General features: G+C 34.6%; 7 protein-coding genes. 5 read left to right on the forward strand and 2 right to left on the reverse strand.

Features of this window, described 5'->3' with window-relative positions:
- The first annotated feature begins 35 nt into the window (after window positions 1–35).
- The 4 genes from H9636_RS06695 (at window position 36) to H9636_RS06710 (ending at window position 3,798) form a co-directional block, all read left to right on the forward strand.
- The gene (locus H9636_RS06695) at window positions 36–569 is read left to right on the forward strand and encodes a chromate transporter (RefSeq protein ID WP_318241002.1); all 534 of its coding nucleotides are present in this window, start codon (window positions 36–38) and stop codon (window positions 567–569) included.
- Window positions 566–1,126, forward strand: coding sequence for a chromate transporter (locus H9636_RS06700; protein ID WP_191706846.1), 561 nt, complete (start codon window positions 566–568; stop codon window positions 1,124–1,126). Before H9636_RS06695 ends, H9636_RS06700 begins: the two co-directional genes overlap by 4 nt.
- Window positions 1,127–1,398: 272 nt before the next feature.
- On the forward strand, window positions 1,399–2,178 hold the full coding sequence (locus H9636_RS06705; protein ID WP_191706847.1) for a class I SAM-dependent methyltransferase: 780 nt from the start codon (window positions 1,399–1,401) through the stop codon (window positions 2,176–2,178).
- A gap of 408 nt (window positions 2,179–2,586) precedes the next feature.
- A complete protein-coding gene (locus H9636_RS06710) occupies window positions 2,587–3,798 on the forward strand; it encodes an MFS transporter (RefSeq protein WP_191706848.1) in 1,212 nt (403 codons plus the stop codon).
- Window positions 3,799–4,064: 266 nt separating this feature from the next.
- Here the strand turns inward: H9636_RS06710 and H9636_RS06715 are convergent, their stop codons facing one another.
- Window positions 4,065–5,090, reverse strand: coding sequence for a threonine aldolase family protein (locus H9636_RS06715; RefSeq protein WP_191706849.1), 1,026 nt, complete (start codon window positions 5,088–5,090; stop codon window positions 4,065–4,067).
- Window positions 5,091–5,222: 132 nt separating this feature from the next.
- Between H9636_RS06715 and H9636_RS06720 the strand changes: the two genes are divergently transcribed.
- Window positions 5,223–5,582, forward strand: coding sequence for a hypothetical protein (locus H9636_RS06720; protein ID WP_191706850.1), 360 nt, complete (start codon window positions 5,223–5,225; stop codon window positions 5,580–5,582).
- A gap of 52 nt (window positions 5,583–5,634) precedes the next feature.
- On the opposite strand, the gene H9636_RS06725 is transcribed toward H9636_RS06720, so the two are convergent.
- Window positions 5,635–5,895: a Parvovirus coat protein VP1-like protein gene (locus H9636_RS06725; RefSeq protein ID WP_225230114.1), complete on the reverse strand. Its 261-nt coding sequence runs from the start codon at window positions 5,893–5,895 to the stop codon at window positions 5,635–5,637.
- Window positions 5,896–6,256 lie beyond the last annotated feature (361 nt).

Raw genomic sequence — 6,256 nt, forward strand, 5'->3', positions numbered from 1 at the left:
AACCGCCACGCCCATATTGGAAAAGAAATTGGGATATAATAGTCGCCTTCTTTCGAGTTGGAATGTTAGGCTTTGGAGGGGGTCCATCTGCCATTCCCCTTATCCATCAAGAAGCCGTAAAAAAATATAAATGGATGTCCAATGAGGAATTTTCAGATACGTTAGCGATTGCCAATACGCTTCCAGGACCTATTGCTACGAAAATGGGTGGTTATATTGGTTATCGTGTTACCGGTGTCGTAGGTTGTATCGGTGCCTTACTTGCAACGGTTGCTCCTACTGCCATTATCATTATTTTTTTACTGCAAGTATTACAAAAATTTAAAGATATACCATGGGTTCAACATATGTCCATGTCCGTAGTACCGGTAGTTGCTGTAATGCTTGCAACAATGACATGGGATTTTGCAAAAAAATCGGGGGAAACACTCGGCTGGGTAAAAGGATCAATTCTTATATTTAGTGCCTTATTGTTAACAGAATTCCTTCATATCCATCCAGCAATTGTGATCTTAGCTTTCATTATTTACGTTTTCATTCCCATTAGTAAAAGGGGGTCAAAGGAATGATCTATTGGGAAATATTCTGGGCCTTCTTTGTTTCGAGCATATTAGGTTATGGTGGTGGTCCAGCTTCTATTCCGTTAGTAGAAAAAGAAGTTGTAGACCATTACGGTTGGCTGACCAATCAGGAATTTAGTGAAGTGTTAGCCGTTGGTAACTCATTACCTGGACCGATTGCTACGAAACTTGCTGCATACATTGGTTATACAGAAGGGGGTCTCCTTGGGAGTTTCATAGGATTGTTCGCTACAGTAGCCCCGTCTATTATTTTAATGTTGCTGTTAATGGCCGTGTTACTGAAATACAAGGATAAACCACAAGTAAAAAATATAAGCATTATCGTACGACCGGTTATTGCTGTTTTACTCGGTGTCATGACATTTGATTTTGCAAAAGACAGCGTAGTTAGTCTAGGAGTCATTTATACAATTGTTTTATTAGTAGGAAGTTATTTATTACTTGAAAAATTGAAATGGCATCCAGCACTCGTTATCCTTATTGCACTTGTCATCGGTGCTGTAACTGGTTTATACAACTCCGGAGAATTAACCTTTGCGTTTTAAAGAACACCTAATGAAGTTCAACCGATTTTCTGGTTGAACTTTTTTATTTATCAAGCTTGTTAACTTAACGAATTTCCATTTCAAATCCTTTATTTATTAGTTTGTAAAAGGAAAATAGGAGATAATTATCTGAAATAAAAACTTGAAAATTAATAATCGAGAAGGATTACCCCTCTTGTTGTTGAAAGTTATTAGTAGGTAGTTACAGAAAAACAAGGAGTAAGAAACATATCAATTAAAAAGTAATAGAGGTTTAGGTTAAGGAGGAAAAAATGGTACTAACGAATCCTACGACATTTACGAATTGGTTGCCGCCCCATTCAATCGCCTGGTACAAACAACTTAGTCAAATTCAAAATGAATACACCTATCCTTGGAATTCCACCATTACAGAACCAAATGGAGAAACCATTTTTGAGCATGAAGTGAATCAAATAATAGCGAATAAAAAAGTATTGGATATTGGTTGTGGAGATGGTTCATTTACCTTTCAATGTAGTTCGGTGGCAAAGGAGATTGTTGGCTTTGATGTAACCGATTCATTTATCCAAGTAGGACAGAACAATGAAAAACCTAATGTATCCTTTGTTATTGGAAATGTTAAGATAGGTTTACCTTTTAAGCGAAACGAATTTGATTGTGCTTATATTAGAAAGGGGCCAACTTCGGCCTACCTCCAACTAAAAAATCTCGTAAAAACAAAGGGAGAAATATTAGGGCTCCATCCTGGGGATGACATGGGCAAAGAATTATCCCTTTTGTTTCCTAATCTTTTTTTACCATCAATCGGAACTCCCATCTTGACCTCGATTACCCAAAAACTTGAACAGTGTCAATTCTCCGACTTCAAAATTGAAATCATCAATTGTATAGAATATCTTCACTCAGCATTAGATGTCATTAAACTGCGTTGTTTTGGTCAACATCCTTCAATTTATAAAAGAATTTTAAAAAATGATCTACTTGAAATCTCGAGGATATTTGAACAGAATGCAACGAAGGATGGTTTGCCTATCACCTTTTCCCGTTACATTGTAAAAGTGGTTGTTTAAGAGGTAAAATCAGAAATACTCCTTTTATAGTATGAAGAGTAATAGAATGAAGTAAAAATACCTAAAGATTTTTTCTGTCATCTCCTATATTAGTAGAAGAAGACAGTAGTAAAAAAGAATATTAATTAAAAAAGATGAGCCATTAAATGATAGGTAGAGGAAAACGGTATGTTGTTTCTTCACCTCTTTTATTATAATGTTCGGAATTTTGACAATATACAGAATGACTACCTGATGTTAATATTATCCATATAGAACAAACCGAGTTTTGTTTACTTGAAATTTGAAGAAGCGAACCAATGATTTAAAGTTCCTATCGTACCCTTTGGAAAAAAGTGTCGATATTCATTGTTCTCCTGAATAGAAAATACGAATGACTATGAGCTAGTTCCATTAGGGGGCGATAAAATGAAAATGATTCGGAAGTATTATTTAATCTTTTTTGGGTTTGGGTTTTCTTATTTAGGAAATTGGATATACCTAGTGGCATTAAATTTATTTGTTTGGCATTTAACCGAATCACCAGCTGCTATGGCGGGAATTTATATAGTTGGACCAATCGCTCGAATTTTAACGAGTTTTATTGCAGGCTCAATCATTGACCGTTCGAATAAGCGGAAACTAATGATTTTAAGTGATATAAGTCGAGGGGTTATTGTATTGCTGATGCCCTTTATGGAATCCATATGGCTCATTTATCTTCTTCTTTTTATGGCGAATATTGCAAGTAGTTTTTTTGCTCCAAGTAGTACGTACTATATTACGAAAGCTGTACCAAATGAAGAAAAACAACAATTTAATGCATTATTAGGTATGTTTAATTCGGGTTCCTTTTTAATCGGACCAGCACTAGCAGGGGGACTTATTTTATTGTTCGATACATTCGTCGCTATGTGGGTGAATAGCTTAACGTTCTTTACTTGCGCTTGGGCTATTTATCGATTACCAAATGTTGATGAACCAGCTGAAGCGGTGAAGCCACCGATGACGTGGAAATTGCTTAAGGAAGATTATGTGACGGTCATGGGTTTTGTCAAAAAAGATAGCTTATTCATAAAGATATTTTTATTTTTCCAGTTAACACTAATGATTGCCCATGCGCTTGATTCCCAGGAAGCTACTTTTATCAAGCAGCAATTGGCATTATCAGATAGTTTATATGGGACGATGGTCAGTGTGGCAGGAGTCGGTGCGATAGTAGGTGGAATAGTCGCTGCAAAATATGCCAATAAGTTTACAAGTCGGCAATATATCGCAAACGGTTTATTTTTAACGATGTTCTTTTATTCGTTATTTTACTGCTCATCGACAATGTATTTGGCGTTAATAAGCTTTGTGGCATTAGGTTTCTTTATGGCATTTAGTAATGCAGGGTACAATACGTTTTATCAAGTTAGTGTCCCAGCTGAAATAATGGGACGTTTCGGCAGTATTGCAAATATTTTTCAGAGTACAATTCAAATATTATTTACTTTGATTATTGGTTTATTTTCAGAATGGTTTACATTACAATTTACGACGATATCCTTTGGGCTATTAGGTGTATTGTTTGCATTACTATTATATATTGTCTTGTATTCTAAAAAGGCTTCATCGCAAATTAAGGAGGGATTAGCTTGATTAGCTACGAGCTACAGTGTATTTTTTGTAAGCAGCCATTTCATGTAATCGAAGGAACTCGAAAGTATAATTTATATAAACGAAATATGAACGGAAGATTTTCATGCGAAGATTGTGATCGTAAAATTGAACACGAAGCAAGAAAAAGTTTATTAAGGAAACTTTAGTAGGGAACTAAAATGATAATCTCCTAATAGGGGGCAAGTGGTTGATTTTCCTCGATAAATAATGAAAAAATCGTCCATCTAAATGGATGATTTTTTTCATTATTTTTGAATAAGTGTTTTAATATCCTCCATTAACTCCTGGCAAACTTCTTTCGTAGTAAACCAAGACGTAACGAAACGAATTGCAATTTTATCCTCAACACGTTCCCAAATTTCAAATTCATACATTTCCTTTAATGCATTAACAACGTCTTTATGGAAAATAGGGAAGATTTGATTTGTCGGTGATTCACTTAAAAGAGGCACACCTAATTGTTTTAATTCGTGACTTAAAAAACTTGCTAGCTCATTTTCATGTTGCCCCATTTTAAAATACAAATCATCTTTAAAAGCAGCTTCAAATTGAATCCCTACGACGAATCCTTTGGCAAGCATAGCTCCTTTATTTTTAATATGATAACGGAAATACGGTTTTAATTTATCATGAAAGATGACAATTCCTTCTCCACTTAACAGACCTATTTTTGTTCCACCTATGTAAAAAACGTCACAAAGATTCTTTAACATATTGAACTTCACATCACTAGCGGCAAGTCCACTTGATAGACGTGCCCCATCGATATATAAATAGAGGTTGTTTTGTTTGCAGCTTTCATATAATGCTTTTAGCTCTTCATAAGTATACACTGTCCCAATTTCCGTCGATTGGGAAATATAAACCAACCCGATTTTCACCATATGTTCATCTTGATGGTAAGTTAATGCATCTTCAATATCTTTAGGGGATAGTTTTCCGTCTTGTCCAGGAACGGTATAAACTTTATGGCCTGTTGCTTCAATAGCACCCGTTTCGTGAACGTTAATATGACCGGAATGGCAAGCAAGTACCGCTTCATAAGGACGAAGTATGTGGGAAATGACGGAAGCGTTTGCTTGTGTACCTCCTGTAACAAAATGAATATCACAATCATTGCTTTCCAATTTCTCTTTAATTAATCGTTTCGCATTTTCCGAATGCATGTCTAATCCGTATCCAACGTTTTGCTCGTTACTTGCCTTATTCAATGCATTTAAAATAATAGGATGACATAGTTCACTATAATCGTTTCGAAAACTATATTTCATATGGAAACCTTCTTTATTATTTATTTTTATTCCATAGTATATCATATCGAATTTTTGAAATAATCGATATTTTTATGATAATTTAAAAATAAAATTAGGGATAACAGAACAGTAGAATAGGAGAAGCAGTCAATGACAAATTATTTATATTTAGCATCCGATCAAAAAATGGGTTTAGGGAATGGTTCCCTTGATATGACGGAGGCTGAGGTTGAAACAATACCTGGATTTGATTTCCCTGTTCAAGTGGAAATTGTTAATGGTGTAGAAAAAGTGTGGGAGGTCAGAGAACTTTTACAATATATCCAAAATCATATGGCACCTTATAAAGTGTGTACAGTTCAAGTAGCAAATCTTTTAAATTCCAATCGTGTTGAATTGAAAGTACAAAAGAAATCCAACATTTTATTACACGAATTGACGGAACCAAGTCAATTATTCGTACAAGAGGGGCAATTATTAACGATTAAAAAAGTGCCTACTTTGTCATAATGTCTATTTGCAAAAGATAAAGGAAAATCCAGCAGAACGGATTTCCCTTCTATTAAAAGAAAAAATTTTTTAAGTTGATAGCTCTAGAAAAAAATCTTGCATCTCTTCCCATCTTACTATTGGAATGGGTATAGGAAGATAAACATTGTTGAAATAATCGATCGCAATATCTTTTATTACTATTCTTCAGATAGCATTCATCATGAAATTTACAGCAAGCATCAACTGGGTTTGTTGGTGCACCGGGCCCTGAACAACCTGGTCCGCAGTAACGATAACCGGGATAACACAATCCTATTCTAGGACGACGCATGATTGGTACCTCTTTTCTATTTTTTCTAGTCATAATAAATTATGTTTTACTAGAAATTTGAAATAGGCTTTAATCGAGTAATGACAGTAGGAAATAAGAAAAATATAATATAAAACCTCTTAGGAGTTTTGTTTTTCTGCTCATGATTGCTAATCACCAAAAAGATGATTGGGATAGAAAAACCAAAATGTATTTTTCCGGAGCTTATATATTTACACGGAAAATCCATTTGGGTGAAATTTAAATATTCAATAAAAAAAGGAAGTGCCTTAGACACTTCCTTTCAGACTGTAGACAAACTCGAAATTTCGAGTTTGCCTACAGTCTTTTTTCTTTTAAAATAAAAGTAATAGTTTCTGAA

This window comes from Ureibacillus galli, from assembly GCF_014836845.1.
In the GTDB taxonomy this organism is placed as follows: domain Bacteria; phylum Bacillota; class Bacilli; order Bacillales_A; family Planococcaceae; genus Ureibacillus; species Ureibacillus galli.